Annotated in this window: 15 protein-coding genes; 3 read left to right on the top strand and 12 right to left on the bottom strand. The window is 56.6% G+C overall.

Annotation, left to right across the window (positions count from 1 at the left end; genetic code table 11):
* Window positions 1–8: 8 nt before the first annotated feature.
* A complete protein-coding gene (locus P3B99_005290) occupies window positions 9–257 on the top strand; it encodes a type B 50S ribosomal protein L31 (GenBank protein ID WYJ06626.1) in 249 nt (82 codons plus the stop codon).
* A gap of 389 nt (window positions 258–646) precedes the next feature.
* On the opposite strand, the gene P3B99_005285 is transcribed toward P3B99_005290, so the two are convergent.
* The 9 genes from P3B99_005285 to P3B99_005245 all read right to left on the bottom strand — a co-directional run bounded on the left by P3B99_005285 (window position 647) and on the right by P3B99_005245 (window position 14,907).
* On the bottom strand, window positions 647–3,103 hold the full coding sequence (locus P3B99_005285; protein WYJ06625.1) for a sugar-binding domain-containing protein: 2,457 nt from the start codon (window positions 3,101–3,103) through the stop codon (window positions 647–649).
* A gap of 141 nt (window positions 3,104–3,244) precedes the next feature.
* Complete coding sequence (locus P3B99_005280; protein WYJ06624.1) at window positions 3,245–5,188, bottom strand: beta-L-arabinofuranosidase domain-containing protein; 1,944 nt, start codon at window positions 5,186–5,188, stop codon at window positions 3,245–3,247.
* 125 nt (window positions 5,189–5,313) lie between these two features.
* Window positions 5,314–6,894 (bottom strand): glycoside hydrolase, encoded by a 1,581-nt coding sequence (locus tag P3B99_005275; GenBank protein WYJ06623.1) that lies wholly within the window; start codon window positions 6,892–6,894, stop codon window positions 5,314–5,316.
* A 185-nt stretch (window positions 6,895–7,079) separates the two neighbouring features.
* Window positions 7,080–8,741, bottom strand: a complete 1,662-nt coding sequence (locus P3B99_005270; GenBank protein WYJ06622.1) for an AMP-binding protein — start codon at window positions 8,739–8,741, stop codon at window positions 7,080–7,082.
* Window positions 8,742–8,904: 163 nt separating this feature from the next.
* Window positions 8,905–10,092, bottom strand: coding sequence for a mannonate dehydratase (gene uxuA, locus P3B99_005265; GenBank protein ID WYJ06621.1), 1,188 nt, complete (start codon window positions 10,090–10,092; stop codon window positions 8,905–8,907).
* A 13-nt stretch (window positions 10,093–10,105) separates the two neighbouring features.
* Window positions 10,106–10,921, bottom strand: a complete 816-nt coding sequence (locus tag P3B99_005260; GenBank protein WYJ06620.1) for an SDR family oxidoreductase — start codon at window positions 10,919–10,921, stop codon at window positions 10,106–10,108.
* Entirely contained in the window at window positions 10,921–12,639 is a 1,719-nt protein-coding gene (locus P3B99_005255) for a divalent metal cation transporter (protein ID WYJ06619.1), read from the bottom strand. The genes P3B99_005260 and P3B99_005255 overlap by 1 nt, the downstream gene beginning before the upstream one ends.
* Before the next feature lie 15 nt (window positions 12,640–12,654).
* Window positions 12,655–13,734, bottom strand: a complete 1,080-nt coding sequence (locus P3B99_005250; protein ID WYJ06618.1) for a Gfo/Idh/MocA family oxidoreductase — start codon at window positions 13,732–13,734, stop codon at window positions 12,655–12,657.
* Window positions 13,735–13,761: 27 nt separating this feature from the next.
* On the bottom strand, window positions 13,762–14,907 hold the full coding sequence (locus P3B99_005245) for a Gfo/Idh/MocA family oxidoreductase (GenBank protein ID WYJ06617.1): 1,146 nt from the start codon (window positions 14,905–14,907) through the stop codon (window positions 13,762–13,764).
* A 153-nt stretch (window positions 14,908–15,060) separates the two neighbouring features.
* Between P3B99_005245 and P3B99_005240 the strand changes: the two genes are divergently transcribed.
* Complete coding sequence (locus P3B99_005240) at window positions 15,061–17,088, top strand: alpha-galactosidase (GenBank protein ID WYJ06616.1); 2,028 nt, start codon at window positions 15,061–15,063, stop codon at window positions 17,086–17,088.
* Between the two features lie 208 nt (window positions 17,089–17,296).
* Complete coding sequence (locus P3B99_005235) at window positions 17,297–18,769, top strand: glycosyl hydrolase family 28 protein (GenBank protein ID WYJ06615.1); 1,473 nt, start codon at window positions 17,297–17,299, stop codon at window positions 18,767–18,769.
* A gap of 154 nt (window positions 18,770–18,923) precedes the next feature.
* On the opposite strand, the gene P3B99_005230 is transcribed toward P3B99_005235, so the two are convergent.
* Genes P3B99_005230 through P3B99_005220 form a run of 3 tightly spaced genes read right to left on the bottom strand, consistent with a single transcriptional unit; the run spans window position 18,924 to window position 22,535 of the window.
* The gene (locus P3B99_005230) at window positions 18,924–20,099 is read right to left on the bottom strand and encodes an FprA family A-type flavoprotein (GenBank protein ID WYJ06614.1); all 1,176 of its coding nucleotides are present in this window, start codon (window positions 20,097–20,099) and stop codon (window positions 18,924–18,926) included.
* Between the two features lie 3 nt (window positions 20,100–20,102).
* On the bottom strand, window positions 20,103–20,267 hold the full coding sequence (rd, locus tag P3B99_005225; GenBank protein ID WYJ06613.1) for a rubredoxin: 165 nt from the start codon (window positions 20,265–20,267) through the stop codon (window positions 20,103–20,105).
* 54 nt (window positions 20,268–20,321) lie between these two features.
* Entirely contained in the window at window positions 20,322–22,535 is a 2,214-nt protein-coding gene (locus tag P3B99_005220; protein WYJ06612.1) for a RecQ family ATP-dependent DNA helicase, read from the bottom strand.
* Between the last annotated feature and the right edge of the window lie 44 nt (window positions 22,536–22,579).

The following is a 22,579-nucleotide window of genomic DNA, read 5'->3' as shown; positions in this document are numbered from 1 at the left end:
ATTATATAATGAAAGACAAAATCCATCCCGATGTACACCCCGTTTGCTTTGTGGACGTTTCGTCCGGCGCGCGTTTCGTTACGCGTTCGACAATGAAGAGCAAGCAGGTCGAAACAATCGACGGCGTTGAATGCTTCATGATTTCCCGCGACGTCACGGCTGATTCGCACCCCGCATACACGGGCGAAAAGCGTTTCGTTGACACGGCTGGCCGCGTTGAGAAATTCCAGAAGAAATTCTCGCGCGTCAGAAAGTAGTCTCGCGAAATTTCCGAGGGCTTCCTCGTTATCTTACACACTCCGCCTTTCGAATGTAGAGGCGGAGATTTTTTGTATACACACGCCTACATTTTATCCCCGCCGAAATTCCGCGCAGAATGCGCCCACAGGCGGCTTCCAATGCGGCACACACATAACGCGCGACTCCCTCAATAGGGCGTAAATAGCGGCGCGGCGCATTCTTAAATGCTAAAACTCATTGTTTGCGACGCGCCCGCGACGGGCTGTCATAATAATGGGCTGCGCCATGCCGCAACTGATGCCGCGCAGACAACAGCGCATAAATAGTCGCGCGGCTGTCGGGACATAAAAAACTCCGCGTCCTTGTCGGAAGCGGAGCTTGCAAACGGAGGATTGCGCCCCGCGCGTTATTTGGCGTTGATTGTTTTCAGCCAGCGTTTGCAGTCGGCAAGCTTGAAGGGCGGTCTGCCGTACATGTAGTGGTTGAACTGCGGCTTGCCGTCTACGGTATATTCGATAAGCAGCACGCCCTGCCCGTCCTGCGCGGGCAGTCGGGCGATGTCGGTCTTTGCGTTTGCGGGCACTTCGAAGTCGCCCTCAAAGACGGTTTTCTTGGAGTCGGCGTCGATTACCTTGACGTGCCCCTTGGCGGCTTTGAGGGTGTCGTTGGCGGCGACGAGCTTGAAGTCGTCGTCAATCATGGCGCAGACGTCGGTTTGGACGCGCTTGATGAACGAGTACGCAAGCTTTTTCGAGCCGTAGTAGTCTACGATTGCGTCGGAGAGAATCGGCCAGCCGTCGCGGAGATTCCACCAGAGAATGCCCGTTTTGTTCTCGAATTTCTTTGTGCGCCAAAGCTCGATGAAATATTTTTTTGCCTCCGCCTGCACGAGCTGCGACGCCAAGATGAAGTCGTCCAAATCCTTCGGGCATTCGCCGTAGAGGAGCTTTGCCTGATTTACCATGAGATTGTTGCGGGTAATACAGCTTTTGCCGTTTTGGAAGGGCATTGTGGCTTTCGCCTGCCATTCTTTGTTAAATTCGCCCTTTTTGTTCCACGGATAGACGCATTTTTTCGTCATCATTTTTTCGAGACTTTTGCGGTTGGGGCAGCCGTGGTAGCCGATTTCGCTGACAAACGGCGCAAGCGAAGCGTTGTAGAACGGCGTCTTGTAGTAGCCGCGCGCGCCCCAGAGATGGACTTCGGGGGCGGAATATTTTTCGGGGTTGGCGAACGCCTTTTCGGAGAGATACGGCGAACTCGGCAGGTAGGGGCGCGTCCAGTCGTATTCGAAAATCGTGTTCGGGATTGTTTGGCGGCTGATTTTATCGTGCGAGGGGTTAATCGGCTTGGGGGAGACTTTGCGCCAGAAGTAGGCTTGGTCTATCTCGTTGTTGCCGGCCCAAAGCGCAATCGACGGGTGCGAGCGGAGCTTGCGGACAACGCTTGCAACCTCTTGCTCCATCTTCTTGGCGAAGTCCGCATTTTGCGGCGTTATGCAGCACGCAAGGGAGAAGTCCTGCCAAACGAGAATGCCGTACTTGTCGCAAAGGTCGAAGAAATCGTGGTCTTCGTAGACGTTTCCGCCCCAGCAGCGAACCATATTGCAGTTGAGGTCGGCGAGCATGTCCACCGCCGCCTTGACGTGCTCTTTGTCGCGGTTGTGGTAGGCGTCGAGCGGCACCCAGTTCGTGCCCTTCATGAAAATCGGGACATCGTTGACGTAGAATTTAAATTCGCCTTTGAGCTTTTTGAGGTCGGTTTTGCCGAACGCCGTTCCCGCGCCGGCGTACTTGAAAGATTCGCCCGCGGGCAACTCCACTTCGGCGAATTCGAGGCGCACCGTTCTGAAGCCCGTGCGCATTTTTTTTGAGGCTAAAACGCTGTCCTTTTCGTCGCAAACGTCTACGCGCACGTCGTAGAGCGCTTGCGCCCCGTAGCCGCGCGGCCACCAAAGCTCGGCGTTCCGAAGCGTGCCGCCGATTTTGTTGACGTACGTCATGAAAGGCGTTTTAGATTCGAAAACCTTTTTGCCGTCTTTGGAAATCTCAACGCGCATAAAGAGCGAGTCGAATTTCGAGTACGGAGCGTCGATTTTTGTTTCGAGACCGAACTTCACCTGCGAATTTTTCGCGTCCGCCGCAATCGTGTAAATATTGACGTCTTCGATGTGCACTTCGTTGCGGATTTCGAGCGTTGCGCTGCGCCAAAGCCCCGCGGTGATGATGCGCGGGTGAATGTCCCAGCCGAAGCTCGACGGTGCTTTTCTGATATTGATATACTCCGTGCGCTCCGCCGTGCCCGAGCCGATTATGTTTGCGTACTTTTTCGATTCGATTACGGGCGAGCGTATAATTACGTCGATTTTGTTTACGCCGCCCTTTTTCAAGAAGTCGGTGATGTCGAATTCGTGCTCAATGAACATGTTTTCGGGGCTTCCTACAAGCTTGCCGTTGACGAACACGTCGGCGAGGGTGTCTACGCCGCGCATGTTGAGTACCGCGCGGTCGCCATTTGCGAGCTTGGGCGATTTAAATTCGCGCGAGAACATCCATTCGAACGCTTCGTACTTGCGGTATTTATAGACGTTGTCGCCAATCATGGCGTCGGGCTCGACGCCCGCGCGTTGGAGGTCGAGCTGCGCCGTTCCCGGAACTTTTGCGGGAATCGTTTTAAGCCCGCGCAGTTTTTTGAAGTCGGACGGCGTGCGCGCCGCAATTTCTGGTTGTTCGGCGTATGAGAGTGTCCAGTTGCCGTCGAGACTTGCCGAAGCTTCCGATTTACCCGATTCCTTTTCCCCGCAAGCCGCAAGCAATGCGAGCGCGGCAAGCCCTGTCAGTATTTCGATGAATTTCTTTTTCATTTGTTTCCTCTTGTCGGAAATATGAAAATGCAAATTAGTTAAACGGTCAACTATTTTTTGCCGAATTTGCGGCGTTTTCTCTGGGCGCAAAAAAACCAGACTTAAAGTCCGGTTTTTTCGGATTAAAACGCGCCGCTCGGATTAAAACGCGCCGCCGAAAACCCGCAGCCGCGAGTTTTTGTCCCAAGTAGCTCCGCACGAAGCGTAGTCGGCAAAGGTGCGGTAGCCGCCGTCGGCGGTTTTTACTTTGAGCGCGGCGTTTGTGCCGTTAATCTTAACCACTTCGACATTCTTTACAAAATCGCCGTTTTCGAATTCGAACTTGAAAGGCTTGTCTATGTTCGGCTCAAAGCGCAGGTCTTGGGCGAAGACAATGGGGCCTCTTTGGAGGGCGTAAATTTCGGGATTGTTCGGGTCGCGGACAACGAATGCGCGGGAGTCGAAGACGATTTCGACGGTATCGCCGTCCCTCCATTTCCGCCTGATTTCCGCGTATTTTCCCGATTCGGGCGAAGCCGATTTTTTGCCGTTGACGAAAATTTCGGTGTTTTTGCTCCACGACGGAATTCTCGCGTTGAGGGCGAATTTCTGCGGCTTGCCGTCGGGCAGGGAAACCGCGATTTTTGCCCGCAATTTTTCCGCCCCGAAATCGACTTCCGAAACTTTAAGCGTCGCGCTTGCCCCAAATGCGGGGATTTCGAGCTTGGCTTCGCCGTTTTCGTAAAAATTGACGTAAAGCCCGTCGGACGAATCGGCTGTGTAGGCGATTTTCGGCAAGATAAAAAGCCCGCGCGGGCCGCTTGCCACGCAGCAGCTTATGTGCATTTTTACCTGTTCGGGCGACGGGTTGCGCGCGCCTTTGAGCGGCGCGAAGTACGACCACCATTTGCCGTCCGCGCCCTGCGCTCCCGCGAGCGCGTTGTATGCGGCAAGTTCGGCGTAGTCGGCGTAAACGGGATCGGCGGAGAGTCGCAGAAGTTGGGCGCAAAGCTTTATCCATGTGGTTGATACGCAAGTTTCCATCCAGTACGGCGAATCTTCCTGTTGCAGGAATTTGCCGTCTACCCAGCGTTCCCAAATAGAGCCTGAGCCGATTGCCGTGATTTCGCGTTCGGCGATTTGCCTTGCCGTGTTGAGCACCGCTTTTTTGTAGTCTTCGTTGCCCGTTGCCCTGTACAGTTCGATAAGTCCCTCGTAGCAAGACATCATTTCGTAGGCTTTCGATTCTCCGCCGTCCTGATAAATTTTTACAACGCTTTTGCGCGGCGCGAACATTTTGACAACGGGCGTGTTTGCAAGCCCCTTGTTGAGGAGGTCGGGTTTGAGGTTGCTTGTCGCCCAGCAGGAGACAATCCATTCGGCGTAGTCGAGGTATTTTTTGTCGCCCGTGTATTTGTAGACGCCCACGAAGGGTTCGAGAATGCTCGACGAAACCAGTCCGTACCACCAGCCGAAGCAGATGTTGTTTATGCGTTTGCCGTCGCCGACGTTCGCCATGATGTTGTCGGCGCATTTGACGAGGGCGTCGAGAACTTTCGGGTCGGCGGTTCTTTTGTACTCGGAGAGCAGGGCGAGCATGACGTATTTGCGCCCCCACAAATCCCAGACGGCGGAAAATTCGGCGGCGGGAACGAACGTCGTTATCGAGCCGTCGGGCTTCTGCGTTTTTATCAGTTCGCCTGACATGTTTTTCAGGATTTTATCGAGCTTTGCCGTGGGCGCGTAGGCGTACGCAAGCTCCGCGCCGTCGAGCCATTTGCCCGCGAATTCCGACTGCCAGTCGGTGGGTTTTTTTTCGTAGCGTTCCCTGTACGGGCGCAGAAGCTCGTCGGTATTCCAGACGAGAATGTCGCCGTTCATCGCCGTATCGAGCGATTTTCCGAGCATGCCGTCGAATTTCACCGCGCCTTCCGCGGGGAAAATGAATTTGTCCGAAATCGCTCCGTCGGCTTTCGGCGAAACTTTTGCGTTTTGGGTTGCTCCTGCAAAAAATATTTTCTTTGCGCAATTTTCTTTGCACCCGCAAAACGCAAAAAATGACGCAAATAATGCGGCAAACCCAACCGCTCCCACCTTGTATTTCATATAATCCCTTTTGTTTTTAGAAAGTGTTTCGGCAAATAATGGAGCTTTGTTGCTCAATGTCGATAAAAAACGCGCTTCGGGCGGAAGCGCGTTTTGCGGGTAGATTTCGGGCGTTCGGGCGCGGTTTAGCGGTCGAACACGAGAGTTGTAATCGAGCGTGGGGCGATTGTGAATTCGCGCGAGGATTCATCCGCCCATATGTTCGCCAAGTCGGAGTTTGCGTCTGTTCTGAACGCGCGGACTTTCGCGTTTTTGAAGTTTTCGGGAAGCGAGACTTTCGCGGTGTCGCGCTCGAACGACGAGTTCACGAAAACCGCGACGATTCTTTTGCCGTCTGGCGAGACGAACGCCGTGCCCGCGGTTTTGTCCAAATCGTTTGCGCCCGAAAGCTCGATTCTCTTGAAATCGGGGCGAATGAACAGGCTGTAATTGCCGAGCGCCCAGAGCAGTTTGTTTGCGCGGGCAACGCCGCCGTCTTCGAGGCGTCCGTTCGTGGGGTAGACGCCCACAAGCGCGTGGTCTCCCTTGATTTCGATGCCTTTCCAGTAGCCCCAAGCGCGCGAGTTTGTGTTCACGAAGTCGGAATGTATTATGCGCGCCATCAGAAGAGCCGTTTGAATGTCGGCGCGGTTGTCGCTGAACCAGTCTTTTGTGAAGCCGTCCATTTGCGCCGCCGTATAGTGCGGAAGCAGACACCATTCCGACTGCTGGAATTCGACGCCGTACTTTTCCGCCTCCGCCGCAACAGCCTTGTGGACGCTGACCATGTCGGGGTTGCGCAGGTGCGCGTGGTAGCTGTGCCCCGACACGATTTTCGGCATGTGTTTGAGGTTGCCGACGTAGGCTTTGCTGTTTTTGTCGAAGAAGTTTTTGATGATGTATGTGGGGCGTTCCGCTTCGGGGTCTTTGTTCCAGCGGGAGGGCGGGGTGTCCCACGCGGCGTTCATATAGTTGTATTTGGGGTGGGCGGTTTCGCCTATGTAAATGAGGGTGTCGAGATTGCGCTCGGTGAGGGCGCGGTCAAGCTCGACGAACACGCGCTTCATTTCGGAGATGTACCACGGGCTGCCCTCCTGTCTGTTTGAGTCCCAATTTACCTGCGGCTCGTTGATGGGGCTGATGTAGTCTACCTTGTAGCCCCATTCTCCGAATTTCTTTGCGACGTCCGCCATGTAGTCGGCGAATTTTCCGTAGCAGTCGGGCTTGATGTTCGCCTTGTTGTCGTTGGGCTTGCCGTAGCCCTGTCCGTTGCGGGTGTACTGTACGGGCGGCGTGTTCGAGAACAGCAGGAGCTTTTCTACCCCGTACTCTTTCGCCTTTTTCACGAAATACATTTGCCCAGCGCACTTGCCCCAGTCGTAGGCTTTGCCGTCCTTTGTGAGGAAGCTTTCCGCCCTGCGCTGGAACGGAACTATGTTTGCGCCGTCCTGTTCGAGCGAGCCTCCGCCGATGTTGAAGCGCCACATCGAAAGTCCTATGCCTTCGGGGTTGCCGTCCGCGCCGATTTTCTGCGAGAACAGCCATTTTGCGACTTGTCCCTTTTGCGCGTCGTTGAAATACTGTCCTACAAACTGTCCGCTCCAAGCGTCCGCCGCCGCGAAGTTGTCGATTTTCTGGTGGGTTTTCGATGCGTCTATTTTAACGTCGAGGCTTGCGAATGCGAGAGCGGGCATAAGTGCCGCCGCAGCTATTAATTTTTTCAACATATTGTTCCCCTTCCGCATATTGAGTTGTTTTGTCCTATGCCGATACTGAACATTGACGCAGCCATCTTGTCAAACCAGAGTTGCGGAAATTTACTTTACAGTTGAGCCGCCGCGGCGGTTTTGCGCAAAAAAAACGCGGGGCGTATGCCGCTCCGCGCATTGTGAAAGCCCGTCTTGCGCCGCTCTTAGCCCGCGCTTTTGCAGATTTTGTGGATTGTGCCGAGGTCGAGCTTGCCCGTTCCGAGCAGCGGAATTGCCTCAACCCGCACGACGTATTTGGGAATCCAGAGGTTGGGAAGCCCCGCCTCGGTAAGGAGTCTGCGCAGTTGCGGAATGTCGATGTCCACCGCCGCAAGAAGCACGAGTGCTTCGCCCTTTGCGGGGTCTATTTTTGAGCCTATCGCCACGAGCGGCAGCTCCGACTCTTGCAGCCCAAGCACGCGGACAATCGCCTCTTCTACGCCCGAATGCGGCACCATTTCGCCGCCGATTTTCGAGAAGCGCGAGAGGCGTCCCTTGATGAAAATGAAGCCGTCGGAGTCGAGCATGGCGAGGTCTCCCGTGTTGAGCCAGCCGTCGGAGAGCTTCTTTTTGTTTTCTTCGGGCTGGTTGAGGTATCCGCCGAAAATGCTCGCGCCTTTGAGTTGCAGCAGTCCGACTTCGCCGACGGGCAGGATTGCGCCGCTGTCGGGGTCGGCAACGCGAGCCTGCATTCCGGGGAAGATTTCGCCCACCGACGCCGCTTTTGTCGCGCTCGGCTGCGGGCAGAGCTTGCCGCGTCTGAGGTTCGGCGGCAGGTTGACGCTAACCACGGGCGACGCCTCCGTCAGTCCGTAGCCTTCGAGGTACGCCACATGCGGAAACTTTGCGTTCCACGCTTCGATGAAGCCGTCGGGCGTTTTTTCCGCGCCGCCGATGACGTGTTTGAGCTTGGGGAAGTCGGCGGAAGTCGCCTTTTTATAGTATGCGCGGAGGAATGTGGGCGTGGAAATCATGATTGTAGAGCCGCCCTTTCGCGCAGCCTCCAAGTTCGTCTGGACTTCGAGCGGGCTTTGCACCATCACGATTCTCACGCCGAAAATCATCGTAAACCACATTTGCACGGACTGCCCGAAGCTGTGGAACAGCGGCAGGTTTGCGTGGAGCGAGTCCGTAGAGCCCACAATGCCGATTTCCGACATTTGGCGGGCGTTTGCCATCAAATTTCTGTGCGTGAGAACCGCCGCCTTCGGCGCGGCCTCCGAACCCGACGTAAAGATAATCGACGCCTCTTTGTCTCCGCCCGTTTTCGGGATTCCGTAGAGCGCGCAGAGCATTTTGCCCGAAAGCGTCCGCGCGGCAATCAGATGCGGCAGAATGCCCTTTTTGCCTATGCTTTTGAGAATGTCGCCGATGTCTACAAAGTTGTCCGTCCACGGGAAGTCGGGCGCGTGCGCCGAGACCTTTTCGCGAACCTTTTTAGAGCCGATTATGCAGGTGATTCCCGCCTTTGCAAGGCACGCCTTTGCTGAGTCCGACCCCGTCGTGAAATTTATGTTCACGCAGGATTTTCCCGCCATTTGCGCCGCGAGGTTTACCGCCACCCCGGGGAAGCACGCGGGCAGGGCGATGCCGATTCGCTGGCTGTCCGGAAAATTCTTCTGGATATACCCTTTGAGCGCGAGCGCAACCGCAAGCGTCGTTCCCCTGTCGAGATGTCTGTTCAGGGAAAAATCGTAGATGTATTCCTTTTTCGTGTCGCGGGCGAGCGCGCAAGTTGCCGCGTACGCGAGGTTTTGGTTTAGGAATTCAAGCGAATTAAAAACGTCGTATCCGCTGTCGATAGTTGTCGAATCTTTGACTTTCATTTATAAAAATCCCCTTGCGGCGCAAAAAAATTCCCGCCGATTAAGTAATTGCAAAGTCTCCAAAATTTTCCGCGCTCGTCAACCTTATATTGCGGCGATTCCGAAAATAACAAAGCTTCGGGGCGTTGTTCCCCGAAGCTTGCGTTTGCGTTTTTTTTTTGCCCTATTTTTGCGCCGCGCAGAGAGCGGTTTGCACTCCGCGGATTTCGCAAAGGCCTTTCATTCTGCCGATGAACGAATACCCCGGGTTGTCGGGCGGCGGTTTGAGGAGGTCGTCGGCCATGTCGCGGCCGTGGTCGGGGCGGAAGATTAATCTTTCGCCGCCGGTTGCGAGCCGCTTGTCCTGAATTTTCAGGAGCTTTTCTACTACTTCCGCCATGGGCACTCTGCCCTCCAAGTGTCCCGCCTCGAAGAACGAGCCGTCGGGGTTGACCTGCGTGCTGCGCAGGTGCGCCACGCCGATTCTGTCGGCGAGCCTGTCTACCATTTTCGAGATGTCGTTGTGTGCGCCCGCGCTGAGCGAGCCCGTGCAGAAGCAGATTGTGTTTGCCTTCGAGGGGCACGCGGCGAACATTTCCTCGAAGTCCTCCACGCGCGAGGCGATTCGCGGCAGGCCGAGCACGGGGAATGGCGGGTCGTCGGGGTGGATTGCGAGAATCGCGCCGACTTCCTCCGCGACGGGAGCTACTTCGTTCAGAAATTCCGCGAGGTTTTCTTTGAGTTTCTGCGGCGTGATTCCGTCGTAGCGGGCGAGCATTTTGCGCATGTCGCCGATTTCAAGCCCCATTTTGCACCCCGGAAAAACGTCGATAATCGAGCGTTCGAAAGCCTTTTTCCGCGCGGCGTCGAGCGATTCGTAAAACGCCTTTGCCTTTTCGACCTGCTCTGGCGTCCGCTCCTCCGCCGCGCCGCCGCGCTTCAAGACGAAGATGTCGAAAGCCGCGAATTGCACGGGGTCGAAGCGCAGGCACTGCGAGCCGTCGGGCAGTTTGTAGTGCAGGTCGGTGCGAATCCAGTCGAGCACGGGCATGAAATTGTAGACGATTTTCGTGATTCCGCACTTCGCAAGATTCCGCAGGCTCTGCTTGTAGTTTTCCGTGTGGCGGCGGAAATCGCCGGAGCGCAGTTTCATGTCCTCCGTGACGGGCAGCGATTCCACGACGCTCCATTCAAGCCCGCAGGCGGCGATTTTCGCCTTGTGCTTTTCGATTTCCTCTACCGTCCACAATTCGCCGTAGGGAATGTGGTGCAGCGACGCGAATACGTCCGTCGCGCCGCTTTGGCGAATGAACGTGAGCGGCACGGGGTCGTTGTCGCCGTACCATCTGAAACCCTCTTTGAGCTTTTGCATTTTTGCGTCCTCCCTATACTCCCGAAAAGCACGAGAACCCGCCGTCGATTGCCATGACCGTTCCCGTCACGAACGACGACGCGTCGGAGCAGAGGTAGTGCACCGCCCCGCAGACTTCGTCGGAGCGTCCGAAACGCGCAAAGGGCGTCGCCTTCACGATGTCCTTGCCGCGCGATGTCAGGCTGCCGTCTTCGTTTGTGAGCAGCGTTCTGTTTTGCTCGCTGAGGAAGAATCCGGGGGCTACCGCGTTGACGCGCACGCCGTCGCCGATTTTTTTTGCAAATTCGACCGCCAGCCACTTCGTGAGGTTGTCTATTGCCGCCTTTGCGTTCGAGTATCCCAGAACGCGCGTTACCGCCTGCTGCGCCGTCATCGACGAGAAGTTGACGATTGAGCCTTTGCCCGTCTTTCTGAAAATTTCGCCGAAGACGAGGGTCGGCAGGAGCGTGCCCTCCATGTTGAGCTTGAAGACGTCCTCCCACGCGGAGAGGTCGAGGTCGAAGAATGTTTTGTCGGGCGGGATAGTAGCTCCCGCGCGGTTGCCGCCCGCGCCGTTTACGAGGCAGTCGAGCGCGCCCCACTTGCCGAGAATTTCGTCGCGCGCGGAAATCAGGTCTGACTTGTTCGTGACGTCGGCGCGGATTGCCGCGCCCTCGCACTTGTTGTCCTTGCAGAATTTTTCGGCGGCGGCGAGCTTTTCGGGGTCGCGCCCTATGAACGCGACTTTCGCCCCGCATTTTGCAAGATGCCTTGCGGTTTCGCCCGCGAGCACGCCCGTCGCGCCCGTTACCGCGATAACCCTGTTTTTAATGTCGAATGGATTTTCCATTATTTGGAGGATTTTTTCATGAATTTGTTGGAGACCGCGACCAGCGCGAGGAAGCCCACGAAAATCGCGGGGCCGGCGTAGCCGAGTTTGTTCCAGAGAACGTAGAGGCTCGCCACCGAGCTTGCCGCCACCGAGCAGCACATGAGCGCGTTCCAGAGGGCGCGTTTGCCGCCGCGCGGGGCTTCGCTTCCGAGAATCTTTTTGCTGTTCATTATCACGAGGAACGCGCCGTAGGCAATCGGCAGAAGCACCATCGCGATTACCCCCGCGTGGATTACAAGCCACATCTTTGCGCCCTTGAAGAATACGGAGGCTGTCGCGCTTAGGGCAATCAGCATAGAGCCGCAGAGATTCCATTTTGCCGAAGCCCCCCTTCCGAAAATTTCCGCGAAGCAAAGCCCGCAGATAAGCATGTTCATGAGCACCGCGTTGATTGCCATGCCGAGCACGCCAAGCCCGAAAACGTAGCGGGCGACGTCGTCGCCGAGGAGCGGCGCGAGCGTTTCGGAGAGGTTGGAGGCGTCGCGCTTTACGAGCATCGCCGCCATTTTGCGCTCTTCAATCGGGAATGCGTTGCGGACGGCGTCCTTTTGCACGGGCGGAAGCGCGGCGAATTTGTCCGCGCCCATCGCGTTTCCGATTCTCGAATCGAGCAGCGAAATATAGGGGGCTACGAGGTTCGGGGCGGGTACGATTTCCTTTCCGCCGACGACCGCGGGCTTGAGCTTGCCGTCAACCATTTGCGCCATCGCAAGCCCGTCGGCGGGTTTTGCGTGGAACTGCGAAGCCGACGCGATTACTATGCACGATGTCGCGAGCAGGAACGGAATGAAAAGCCCCGTCGCCAAGTCGAAAATCGCGAGTCCGCGGAAATCCTTGTCCCAGCCCTTTTTGAGCATGGAGTAGGGGAAGAGGAAAGTCATGTTGATGCCGACCGCCATCGCCGCCGCGGAAATCACGACGTCGCGCTGTTGCGATACAATCATGTCGCTCCAAAACTTCTGACCCTCCGCGCCGAGCTGCGAGATGTATTTCATGAAGTCCGCGCTGGGTTCGGAAAGCACCGAGAAGTTCGGCACAAAGCCCGCGAACACCGCCGACCAGTCAATCTTGCCGTTCCACCAGAGGCTGAGCACCACGCCGAAGAAGCATATTACAATCGCCGCGACCGAAAGCTTGATTATCCTTTCGAAGAATTTTACGCCCTTGCCGCCGAACGCGTACATGGAGACCATCGCCGTCGCCAGCGCGAACAGCGCCGCAGTGATTCCCACTTCCGTGAGCATCGAGGGCGCGTCGGTCGAAGCCGAGAAATTCTGCGTGATTGCCGCAACCCCCAGCGCAAACTGCGGCATTGCGAACACGAGGCACGCGAGCAGCGAGCCTATCGCCCAGCCGTAGCCCAGAATCGGGCTGATTTGCGAGTTCACGCTCTGCATTGGCTTGTTGTTAATTGAAAGCGTTACGTACGAAATTGCCGCGAGCATTACTATGCCCAGAATCATCGCGGCGGGTTGCAGCCACATGAAGCCGAATCCGCCGAGGACTCCGAGGTAGAGCGCGGAAGCCAGCGACCCGCCTCCGAGTGTCGTCGCGCTTTGAAGCCAGCCGGGGCCCGAAAACTTTGCGAAAGTTGCGATTGTCGCCCATTTGCCGCGTTTGCGGGCTTCGAGTATTTGGGCGCGTTGCGATTCTATTTGTGCGTTCTTTTCTGCCATGGTATTTGCTTTTTTCTAAATTTTGCCTTCCGCCTTCGCCTGCGCCGAGAGCGAAAGCTCCGCCGCCGCGAACGCGTGTTTTTGCGTCATCGCCGTCTCCGTTCCGTCGAGAACGTCGCGGGCGAATTTTCCGAAGAACGGGAATCCGTCGCCGAGGCAGTCCATGCGCTCGACGCCAGTTTTGTTCGCCCAGTAGAGCGTCTGCGGCGGGTTGCCCTCGCGCGAGAAGTCTATGTATTTGCGGATTTCCACATAGCCCTCCGTGCCGAGCACGAAAGTTCTGCCGTCGCCCCACACGGGGAGTCCGTCGGGCGTGAACCAGTCTACTCGGCAGTAGCCCGAAACGCCGTTCGCCATTTCGACCGACGCTTCGCCGAAGTCCTGCAATTCGGGGGTGTCGGGGTTGTCCATGTTGGCGACCCTTGCGAAGTTTACCTTTGCCTCGTCGCAGCCCGAAAATTCGAGGAACTGCTCGAACTGGTGCGAGCCGATGTCGCACAAAATTCCGCCGTATTCGCCGCGCTCGAAAAACCACTTAGGGCGCGCCTGTTTCGAAAGCCTGTGCGGCGCCATGATGAGCACCTGCAACACGCGCCCGATTCCGCCGCTTTTGATTATCGCGTTCGCGCGTTCGGCGGCTTCGTTGTGGACGCGTTCGGCGTAGTAGGGCATGTATTTAAGCCCCGTCTTCGCGGCGAGAGCGCGCGCTTCGGCGAGCTGTTCGAGGGTCGTGAACGGCGGCTTGTCCACAAAGAAGTTTTTGCCCGCTTCGAGGACGGTTTTGCCCATGTCGAACCTGTGCGCGGGGATTCCCGCGTTGGCGACGAGCCTTACGGACGGGTCGTCCAAAATCTGCCCGAGCGATTCCGCGACCTTTACGTCGGGAAAGCGTTTCAGGAATTCGGCAATGCGCTTTTCGTCGGTATCCCAGACGTATTCGCAGTTCGCGCCCGCGTTGAGCATGCCCTGCGTCATTGCGTAGATGTGCCCGTGGTCGAGCCCCGCGGCGGCGAATTTAAGCTCGCCGTCGGCGACCGTCTTGTCTTTTGCGTTGCCGTCGGGGACGTAGTCGTAGCCCGTTGCGTGTTTCGACATTTTCTGCCTTTCGTTTGCGGGTTGCGTTTATTTGAAGGATTTTTTGAAGTCTACAATCGCGCCCTGACGCGGCTTGTCGCGCAGCTTGGACGACGCGATTTTCCCGTCGAGCATCTTCTTGTATTTCGCGTGGTCGAGCGGGAACGAAACCTCCGAATCGGTCCACGCCGAAAGCAGCATCGCGTTTGCGAGTTCGAGCGAAAGCTCGCCCTGCGAGGCGTCGAAGTCGAGCCGCCCGTCCGAGTCTATCGCGCGGGCGAAGTTTTTGAGAACGCCGACGTGCTGTTCGCCTTTGCCGTCGAACGTTTCGGTTTCGGTCTTTGTGTCGGGCGAGCCGAACATGTAGAGTGTGTCCCTGGTGTATTCCGAGAGCGAAGAGCCCTCGATGCGCGTGATTGTAAGCGCGTCGTTTTCCGCCACGACAAACGCCTTGTCGCCCGCGATTTCGAGCCTGTTTGCGCCGGGGTATTCGCCCGTGGAGGTTATGAAAGTCGCGCTCGCGCCGCCTTTGAGGTCGAGGTGGCAGACTACTTCGTCCTCGACTTCGATGTCGTGGTATTTGCCGAATTTGCACCACGCGCGGAGCTTTTCGGGCATTCCGAACGCCCACGCCCAAATGTCGATGTTGTGTATAGACTGGTTGATGAGCGCGCCGCCCGCCTCGCCCTTCCACGTCCCGCGCCACGGGCTCGACTGGAAGTAGATGTCGGGTCTGTACCAGTTCGACATCGTCCACGAAACGCGGTTGATTTTGCCGATTTCGCCGCTGTCGATAAGCTCTTTGATTCGCGCGTAGAGCGGGGTCGTGCGCTGGTTGAGCATGATTGCGCACTTCTTTCCGCATTTTTTTGCGAACTCCTGAAGCTCTATCGCGTCCGCCGTGCAGAGGGCGATGGGTTTTTCAACGAGGGTGTGGTAGCCCGCTTCGAGGCACTTTTTTGCGAGCGGATAGTGCGTGAACGATGGGGTCGAAACAATCACCGCGTCGAAGCCGCCCGCTGCGAGCATGTCGTCAAGCTCTTTGTATATTTTAAGCCCCGCATATTTTGGGTCTTCCACGGGGCGCTGCTCGCATGCGCATGCGATTTCCGCTTCGGGGATTTTCCCTCCCATGAGGTTGTCAACGTGCATTGAGCCGATGGGGCCCATTCCTATTACCGCAAATCTTACCATAGTTTCGCCTTTTTCTGAATTTATAAAATTTTTGCCTCAAACGATTGAGAAAATATTTAAAAATCGCGCTCCTCTGTCAAACATTTTTTTTGCCATGCAACGCGGGCGCGCATTTTGCTTGAAGAAAAACGCCGCGTTTGGTAGTTTTACCCTATGAACAGAGCAATCCACACCATATTGGCCGTTGCGGGCGCATCTATCTTCGCGGCGTTTTCCCGCGCCGCGGAGTATGCGCCGCTTTTCGAAGCGCCCGAAGCGGCGTCGGCGTCGCTAAAATACGGAGGCGAACAGCTTGCGTTCGGCGCGCCCGCCGAAACTCCGCTTGAAGACACTCCCGAATGCGCGGCGAAACGGCTCGTCTACACTTCGCCCGACGGGCTGCTGCAAGTGGAAAGGGAAATCCGCCGATACAAAAAATTTCCGATAACCGAATTCAAAACCACCCTGCGGAACGTTTCGAAAAAATCGGCTTCGAAAAACCTTTCGGACTTATGCGTGTACTCGCTAATCCTGAAAAACAACCCCGACAATATTAAAAGCGACAAGGTGAAAATCCGCAGATTGAAAGGCGCGGCAACTACAATGTTTGACTTCGCCGAAGAAACCGTAGTGCTCGAACGCCGCCCGCAGTCCGACTCCCTTCTGCTCGAAAACAAAACGGGCTACCCCGCGTCGGTCTGGCTTCCCTATTTCGGCGCGGATTTCGACGAGCTAAACGGCGCGCTGTTCGCCGTCGGCGGGTGCGGGAACTGGAGCGCGCTCTTCGAAATAGACAGGCGGAATTTCTCGCTTAAAATCGGCGTTCCCGACTGCGATTTTTCGCTGAATCCCGAAGAGTCGGTAAGTTTGCCGTCGGTGCTCGTAATGCGCCGGAAAAATATGCGCATTGCCGACGCGCAGAACCTCTGGCGCAAATTCGTGTTCGAACACAAGACGCCCAAAGACGCCGTCGGCAAGCCCGTTTGCGCCCCTATATATACGAGCATAGGCGGCAACATTCCGACCGAAAAGCTCGTAAACATCGCCGACTTCGCGCGGGTTCACGAGTTGCCGTTTTCGATGTACGGCGTCGACGCGGGTTGGTTCGGCGGCGCGCACGTCCCGAAGAAAAAGGGCGCTTTCGGCGACTGGATGCAAAACGCGGGCGATTGGCGCGTAAACACAAACGTACACCCGCAAAAACTTTTGCCTCTCGCAAAAGCCGCAAACGCGGCGGGAATGAAATTTTCGCTCTGGATTGAAATCGAGCGCGTAATGCCGCAAACGCCGCTCTGGCGCGAACACCCCGAATTTCTTGCGCCATCTCCCGACAACTCCCGCGCCGTCCTCAACTTGGGCGACAAAAACGCATGGAACTACGCGTTCGAAACGCTTTCCAACACCCTCGAAGAAAACGGCGCAGACGTCTGGCGAATGGACTCCAATCTGCCCGCCGACACTATGTCCGCCGCATTCGACCTGCTCGACTCGAAATCTCCGAACCGCAGGGGAATCGGCATGCTCAAGCACGCCGAAGGCGTTCTGAAACTTTGGGACGCGCTCAAACAAAAATACCCGCAAATGCAGTTCGACAACTGCGCAAGCGGCGGCAGGCGGCTCGACTGCGAATCGATGTCGCGCACGTTCGTCGTGTGGCGTTCCGATTCCCAATGCTGGCGGATAGACGGCGCGGCTGAATCGAACCAAATACAGACTTTCTACCTGTCGTCTTGGCTGCCCTCTCATACGGGCGGCAACGGCGCGAGCCTCGACGACCAATACGCGATGGCAAGCGCGATGAACGCCGGCTTTTTCGTGTCGTCGGGGGCGCTGAAAGACGCGTCGCGGCTTCCGCTTCTCCGCGAATATTTCGGCTGGGCTCAACGCATACGCAAATACATTGCGCGCGATTTTTACAGGCTTACCCAGGCCCCCGAAAACTTCGAAAATTGGTGCGCCTATCAGGGGCACGACCCCGAATCGGGCGGGGGGTTCATTGCGGCATTCCGCCGCCGGCAAAGCCCCGCCGGCTTCCTGCGAATCAGTCCGCGCGGAATCGACGAAAACGCGGTGTACGAAATCGAAAACAAGGACGGCTCGAAGTCGAAAATATCGGGCAGGGACTTCAAAGACCTGCGCATAGACCTTCCGCCGCGCGACTTCCAATTCCTGTTTTACAGAAAGATGGCCGCGCCCAGATAGCGGAACTCCGCTTTGCCGAAACGAAAAAATCGGACAACGGCAAACGCAAAAAATCTCCGCGAGAACGGCGGGTTTTAGGGCAATCCTTGCGCCGCGCCGTCAGTATTCCGAACCGCTTTAAACGCGCAAAACGCTATTGACTTTCCTTTGCGCGTCTGAATTTATTTTTTGAGCAACAAATTGAATGTAAATACAGGGAGTGAATTATATGATGAAAAAAATGATGTTAACAAAACTCTTCGCGCCGCTTGCCGCGCTGTTCGTTTTGCCGTTTGCCGCGTGCGCAAAATCCGAGCCGACAGTAATAACCTACCCCGCGCCCGCTTCGGAAAAGGCGCGGACGAGCTGGAGTGTGAGCGTCAACGGAAAGAATGTGGATATTTACAAGGCGTTGTCGCCGCAGTTCGAGGGCGGCGAGTACTACTTTGCGATGTTCGATTTCGACCGCGACGCCGAAATTACCGTGAAATCCGCCAAGCCCCTCGACAAGGCGGAGCTGTTCCCGAACCGAATAAAGGCGAAAGTTTCGGAAAAGAACAGGATTGTTTTCGACGTCGCAAAGCCGCCGTTCAGCGCGGTCGTGATTCGCGACGAGCGCAACATGCCGCTTGTAATCTTCGGCAATCCGCTCGAAAAGGACGCGCCGAAAGCGGGCGACAAAAACGTTGTGTACTTCGGCGCGGGCGTGCACACTCCCGACGAAATAAAGCTTTCCGACAACCAGACGCTGTACATCGCGGGCGGGGCTGTCGTGAAGTCGAGGCTTCGGGCGACGGGCAAAAACATCTCCGTTCGCGGGCGCGGAATTTTGAGCGGCGAGCTGTCGGAGCGTTTCAGCACGGGCAACATGCTCGACTTCGACAAATGCGAAAACCTCTCCGTGCGCGACATCGTCTGCAAAGACCCGTCGGGCTGGATGTTCGTCGTGCGGTCGAGCAAAGGCGTGGAAATCGACAACGTAAAGCTCTGCGCCTCGCGCATGATTAACGACGACGCAATCGACCTCTGCAACACTTCCGACGTCTCCATTAAAAACGTCTTCGCCCGCGCCCAGGACGACATCATCGCCGTCAAGGGAATGGGCGGCGCGGAGAGCACCGTAGGCACGGTGATTTCGGGAAAGCCTGCGTTCGGCGCGTTCCTGCCGTGCAAAAATATCTCGATAGAAAACTGCCTGTTCTGGACGGACATAGCCAACATTTTCAGAATCGGCTTCGAGTGCGCCGCGTCGGAAATGGCGGACATCAAAGTGCGCAACATCGACGTGCCGTTCTACGCCGTCAACTGCCGCGACCCGCGGGCATTTTGGTCGAAGGGCATAATCTGGTTGCAGGCGGCAAACGCCATGCCCATGCGCAACGTCTCCTTCGAAAACATCACCGTGCGCTCGAACGGGAACGACATGTGCATGCTTATTGCCAATCCGCGCAAAATCAAGCTTACAATACACGCCGACTCCGACAAGGCGGGCAAGGTTTTCGACTGCTCCCTTAAAAACTTCAAAGTGTACGGCAAAAAGGGCGACTTCAAGGGGACGATTTTCATCGACGGCGTCGACGAAAATTCGTTCGTGAAAAACCTGAGCCTCGAAAACTTCGAATACTTCGGCGAAAAAATCGGCGCGGACTACAAGCATTTCGAGCTCGGCAAAAACAACACATCGGGAGTTTCGATAAAGTAGGGCGGCGTTTCGGACGCTTTGAATGCGAAGTTTTACGCGAACGCGCGGGTTTTCTCCGCGCGTTTTTTTGCGTATTGCCTTTTGCTTGATTGCGCAAAAAAAAAGCGGAAGCGCAAATTGCGTTCTTCCGCGTTCGGGTATTTTTTGACCTGCGCTATTGCGGTTTTGTAATCGCGGCGATTGCGTCGGCAAGGGCGTCGAGCCGCTTGAAGTCTTCGGGTGTCGGTCGGCCTTTTACCGCAACGGTTTCGAGCTTTTGGGGCTTGATTTGCGTGAACATTGCGTCAATCGGCGCGTCGAGCTTGCCCGCCCAGCCGAGCGAGCCGAACACAGCCGTGAATTTCAGCTTGGGGCGCAGAATGTTTGCAATGTACGCAAGGTAGACCGACTTCGGGTGCGGGCCGTTGAGCACCATCGGAGTGCCGAAGACGATTCCCGCCGCGTCCACAAGCTGTTCGGCGAGTTCGCCCTCGTCGCTTTCCATGAGGTCGGCCTTGACCGCCTGCACCCCTCGCGAGGCGAGCGCGTTTTCGAGGTAGTCCGCCATGAGTTTTGTGCTGTCGTACATCGAAACGTAGGCTATTACCGCCTTGCATGCGGAGCTTCCGCCCGTCCATTTTTCGTAGAGGTTTTCGATAAATTCTACCGAGTCTTTGCCGGCGTAAATCGGCCCGTGGCTCGGCAGAATCGCCTTCGGGGAAAGCTCTTTCACCTTTGCGAGGTATTTTGCGCAGAAGTTTGCGAACGGCATCATGATTTCCGCGTAGTAGCGTTTTGCCGCTTCGGCGAGCTCTGGCGAGAGGTCGGCGAAAAGCCCGTTAGAAGTGTAGTGCGCGCCGAAAAAGTCGCATGTAAAAAGCATGGAGTCTTCTTCGAGGTATGTCAGCATTGTGTCGGGCCAGTGCACCCACGGAGCGGGCATAAACCTCAGCGTTTTGCCGCCGAGGGGCAGCTCCTGCCCGTCGGAAACAGCGCGGATTCTGTCGGCGGGGACGCCGAGCATGTTTTGCAGGTTTTCGGCGCATTTCGCCGTGCAGTAGACCTCCGCGTTCGGGTGGATTTTTAGCAGGGCTGGAATCGCCGCGCTGTGGTCGGGCTCTGCGTGGTTCGAAATGATATAATCTATCTTTGCTCCCGACGCCGCGATGGCTTCGAGGTATCCGTCTTCGAACTTTGCGTAGGTTGTGTCGATGAGCGCGGTTTTGTCCGCGCCGACGACGAGGTATGAGTTGTATGTAGTGCCTTGCGGAAGCGGGACAAGCTGGTCGAAAATTTTGCGCTGCCTGTCGCATGTTCCGCAGAAGAATATTCCTTCCGCGATTTTTTCCATATTCTATTTTCCGACTTTCGCGAAGCTGTCCCTGCCGACTCCGCAGACGGGGCAGACCCAGTCTTCGGGGAGCTTTTCGAACGGAGTGCCCGCGTCTACGCCGTTGTCGGGGTCGCCGACGGCGGGGTCGTAGACATAGCCGCAGACTTCGCATTTGTATTTATCCATGTCGAACCTTTCTGTTTTGTACGGTATTAAAACCGTTGTGTTTGTCGATTTTTTTTAATCGGCAAATTTCGACACGGTTTCAAGGAAACGCGGAAGAAAACGCGCGTTCGACTCTCCCACGCCTTTAAGTTCGAGCGCAGCCTCGCGCGTTTGCGGGCGTTGTTCCGCCATCTGGCGGAGGACTGCGTTGGTGAAAATTCTAAACGGCGGAATCTTCATGCGCGCGCAGAGCGAGAGCCTTACTTTTGCGAGCGCGTCGTAGAGGGCTTGGTCGTCGGTCGAAAGTTCGGGGGAGTCGGAAGCATTCTTTGCGCGGGCTTTGCCTCCGCCCGACTTCTTTTCGGCGAGAATTTTTGCGCGTCCCGTCTTCGACACCCAGCGCGGATACTGCATTTTAAGCTCCGAGACTTCGCCGAGCATTACCGACACCCCGAAGTCCGTAAGCCCCGCGAGCGGGTATTCGCCGTCGAAAATTTCCACAAGCCCCGCTTCAATCATGCGCGAGAACAGCTCGGAGCAGAATTTTGTTCCGTGCTCTTTGAGGATTCCGTATGTCGAAAGCTTGTCGAGACCCGCCGAGAGCAGTTTTTCGTCTTTGCTGCCGAGCATGCACTTCACGATTTTCTCGCGCCCGAAGCGCGGCCGCCATTCGCGCGGGGCGACTTTTACCGACATTCTCGCCACGCAGCTCAACGCCTTGCGAACTTCCGTAAGTTCGTATTCGGGCAGCGTTTCAAAAACCTGCGTTTGCGGGGCTTCGCGGCAGACGTCGCACTTGCCGCAAGGCTCGTCGCTGCGCTCTCCGAAGTATTTGAGAATCCACCGCTGGCGGCACTCCTTTGAGTACGCGTAGCGCAGGACGTCCCTGAGCTTTGATTCGTCGCGCCGCCGCTTTTCTTCGAGCATGCCGTCGGGGAAGACGACCGCCGTTTCGTCGGCGTCGGGGCTTAGCAGGCGCGTGCCGCGAACCCTCGACGACGGAACGTCGAAGCGTTCGATGAAGCCGTACCTGCGCAAAATCGAAATCGCGCTCGAAACCGCCATGGAGTTTGCGCCGCTCCCGCCGAATTTCCCGCGCGGCGTCTTTCTCCCGCCCGAAAACCGCGCGATGTCGGCGACTTCTTCGGCAATATTGTCTATCGGCATGAAGCACTCGTTTGCATTGTCGGCGTTTTCGCGCAGAACGCGGTATGTGTTGCGAATGAAAGGCAGGTCTGGGTTTGCGCCCTCTATGAAAAATTCCTGAACGCGCTTGTCGGCGTACATGAGCAGCATTTCGCAGTACGACTCTCCGCCGTCGCGCCCCGCGCGTCCCGACTCCTGATATAGAGCCTCCACGCTCCCCGGAAGCTCGTAGTGGCAGACGAACCTGATGTCGGGGCGGTCGATTCCCATGCCGAACGCGTTTGTGGCGACCGCGACGTCGGTCTTTTTGCCGATGAAATCCTCCTGCGCGATGTCGCGCTCCGAGGGCGTCATTGCGCCGTGGTAGAGCGTGTGCCTTACGCCGTCGCGCCAGAGCGATTCCGACAGAGCCTCCGCGCTCTTGCGCGTTGCGCAGTAGATTATGCCCGACTTGTATTTGTCTATCAGCCCGCAAATCCGCGTAAATTTTTCCGCCTTGCTCGAAACCTCCCTCACGTTGAACGAAAGGTTGGGGCGGGCGAAGCCGGAGACGAACACGGCCGGCTCCCGCAGTCTGAGCTGTTCGGCGATGTCCGACTTCACTTCGGGGGTTGCCGTCGCCGTGAACGCCGCGCACACGGGGCGTCCGAGCCTGTCGAGCGTCTCGCCGAGCCGCATGTAGTCGGGACGGAAGTCGTGCCCCCACTGGCTTATGCAGTGCGCCTCGTCCACCGCGAACAGGCCTATTTTCACCCTGCCCAACGCCCGCGAAAACGACTGCGCCCTGAACCTTTCGGGCGCGACGTACGCAAGTTTCAGCTCGCCGCGTTCGAGAGCCGCAAGCACTTCGCACTGCTGTTCCCAAGTCTGCGAGCTGTTTATCATCGCCGCGGGAATGCCGCGGGCGGCCAGCGCGTCCACCTGGTCTTTCATCAGCGCGATTAGCGGCGAAACCACAAGCGTTATGCCGTCGAGCAGCATTGCGGGCAGCTGGTAGCAGAGGCTTTTGCCGCCGCCCGTGGGCATGATTGCAAGCGTGTCCCTGCCCGACAAAATCGACGCGACGATTTCGTCCTGCGGGCTTCTGAAAGAGTCGTGCCCGAAGTATTTTTTCAGCGCGTCGGTTAAAATTTTGTCCGCCATTGCGATTTTTTGCCGAACAATAAAACAACAGCCCGCTTCCCCTT

The sequence above is a fragment of the Opitutia bacterium KCR 482 genome (genome assembly GCA_029269845.2).
Lineage (GTDB): Bacteria > Verrucomicrobiota > Verrucomicrobiia > Opitutales > Intestinicryptomonadaceae > Merdousia.
The sequence above is the reverse complement of the archived record's forward strand: the minus strand, read 5'-3'. Positions and strand labels throughout refer to the sequence as shown.